Here is a 1,369-nt window from a genome sequence, read left to right on the forward strand (position 1 = left end):
TTGATTTGTGAAGGAGAGATAATGCAAACAACGGAAAAATCATCTTTCCCCTTGTCCCCTTGTCTCCTTGTCCCCTTGTCCCCCCATCCAGTTAATTTTATTTGATGACCATGAATTAGCCCTGCCCATTCCCCCATCTCCCCAGTCCCTTGTGCCCTGCTTCTGCAAGATAAATATTAAGTTTTGTAAAATTTCGAGGGGGGGTGAGGGGTGAAACCCCTCAGTAAGCTAAACTAATAAATGTAGATGCACCCTGATGATTGACGCCCCCAAGTTTCGGGCGTTTTTTATTTTCAAGGTAAACGCCCAAAAAAGCACCTGTAATAAAAAACCTACTAGAGTAATATTTAGGTTATTTTTACCTCTAACAAGTTTTCTTAAATTCTAATAAACCACAAATTTGTAAATCCGGGGTGAGGTGTCATTCCCTACACCCTGGATTAAGCGATAAATGTTGCTCAGTTGAGCGAATTCGAGGCTCCCCCCTTGTCTAGCTTCCACAGGAAACTAGAAAGTAGATTAGTAAAGATGTGAGCGACGATCGGCACCAACAAATTGCCTGTGGAAAGGGCACAGAAACCTAAAAGTAACCCTACCACTGTTGCCCAAATTGCGTAAGGCCACTGTTCCCAGCCACTTAAATGGAGAATGCCAAAACAAAGGCTAGACACCACTAAGCCAGAAGTATCTAAACCCAAAGCAGGCAACATTACGCCGCGAAACAATAACTCTTCACTTAAACCGGGCAGTAATCCCAGCCAAATTAAATCAGGCCAAAATAAGGGTTTTAGCACCAAATTCAAATATATATCTGCACTTTTGCGATAAGCAGGCCACAGGCGATAGACTAGAGAACTTGCGCCAGTAATTAAGCAGCCTAGACCTACGCCTAAGAGAGCGTCTAACCCTGTTAGTTTGATAGATAAAAGGGAAACAGACCCTAGTTGCAGCCATAGTTTAGCAACTACGAGCAAGATTACAGCTGTTACTCCCATAGCTACTAGGAGTTGGGAGCGCGTCAAGGGTTCAATTTCCGGTTCGTTCGGTAATGGATCTTTCACCAGTTTTTTTTTCAAGACTACGAATGGACGAGATAGCTGGGGTGAGAGCAGATGGACTAATACCTGCTTTATGGGCGACTAAAACGCCCAGTGCCTCTAAATATGAGTTTACTCGCAATACTTTCATGCCCAGCGGTTCTGGAGGGACTTGGATCTGGGTTTGGTTTTCTGCAACAGCAATGATTTGCACCCCCAATTGGCTGAAACTAAGTATAGCACTACCACCACAAGCCGTAGCGGGTATGACTACTGCATCTACTTGGTTAGCCCAAATGTCTGCTGGGGACTGGGAGAAAGAGGTGGGGGGG

General features: G+C 44.7%; 2 protein-coding genes. Both read right to left on the reverse strand.

From position 1 onward, the window contains the following. Positions 1-458: 458 nt before the first annotated feature. Positions 459-1,061: a CPBP family intramembrane glutamic endopeptidase gene (locus IQ264_RS32440; RefSeq protein ID WP_193986891.1), complete on the reverse strand. Its 603-nt coding sequence runs from the start codon at positions 1,059-1,061 to the stop codon at positions 459-461. Then, positions 1,027-1,369 (reverse strand): DUF3326 domain-containing protein (locus tag IQ264_RS32445; protein WP_193986893.1); only part of this gene is annotated, 343 nt, incomplete at its 5' end. The genes IQ264_RS32445 and IQ264_RS32440, both read right to left, overlap by 35 nt.

This window comes from [Phormidium] sp. LEGE 05292 (genome assembly GCF_015207735.1).
Lineage (GTDB): Bacteria > Cyanobacteriota > Cyanobacteriia > Cyanobacteriales > Aerosakkonemataceae > Floridanema.